Annotated in this window: 1 protein-coding gene; it reads right to left on the reverse strand. The window is 56.9% G+C overall.

The features are described from left to right. Positions 1-730 (reverse strand): IS5 family transposase gene (locus tag F1542_RS16950; protein ID WP_193734021.1). Its coding sequence is split into 2 segments (ribosomal slippage), with 731 coding nucleotides annotated over them: positions 1-400 and positions 400-730; the frame shifts between segments, so codons are not numbered across the junction. This gene is flagged as partial in the annotation. Positions 731-785: the final 55 nt, after the last annotated feature.

Genomic DNA, 785 nt, shown 5'->3' on the forward strand with positions numbered 1-785 from the left:
GCGGTGAGATAAATCATCGCTGCGAATGATCTGTCGGTCTTGTCGCTTCGCATGGCGATGCGCTTGAACTCCTTGAGCTTGCAGAAGAAGTTCTCGATGAGATGGCGCGCCTTGAACAGGGCGCCATCGAAGGATCGCCTGTCGAGGCGGTTCCGACGCTGGGAAATGACCACGCGGGCCCCTTGCGCGCGTATGGTGTCCACGATCCAGTGGACATCGAACGCCTTGTCAGCAAGAAGTCCCTCGAAATCAGCCGGTTCGAGAAGCGGCGCCACCCCGACCGTGTCGTAATGCTGGCCGGGGATAAGCGTAAAGCGTACCAGATTGCCCAGGGCGTCAGTCATGGCGATGATCTTGGTGGACCATCCCGTCACACTGCGTCCTATCGCCTGACTTCGGGTCCCCCTTTTGCGCCTTGGCCATGGCGGTGAACCCGGACCACCGTGCCGTCGATCATCGCATATTCCATGTCGGCATCGTCAGAGACCGCTTCAAAAAGCCGTTTGAAAACACCGGCTTTCATCCAGTCGCTGTAACGGGAATAGACAGAGTTCCAATGTCCGAAATACGTCGGAAGGTCCCGCCATGGGCTGCCGGTCCGGGCAATCCAGAGGACCGCCTCAATGAAAAGACGGTTGTCCTGCCCGCTGCGCCCGCGATCTGTTTTCTTGCCAAGGCACAGCGGTTCCATTTGCGCCCATTGGGCGTCTGTCAGTACGAAGCGATCCATACGGATTTTGAATCACATTTGGTGACTTTGAAAAAGTATAATTCCCAACAGACCC

Origin of the sequence: Komagataeibacter sp. FXV3, assembly GCF_015155755.1 — a bacterium.
Lineage (GTDB): Bacteria > Pseudomonadota > Alphaproteobacteria > Acetobacterales > Acetobacteraceae > Komagataeibacter.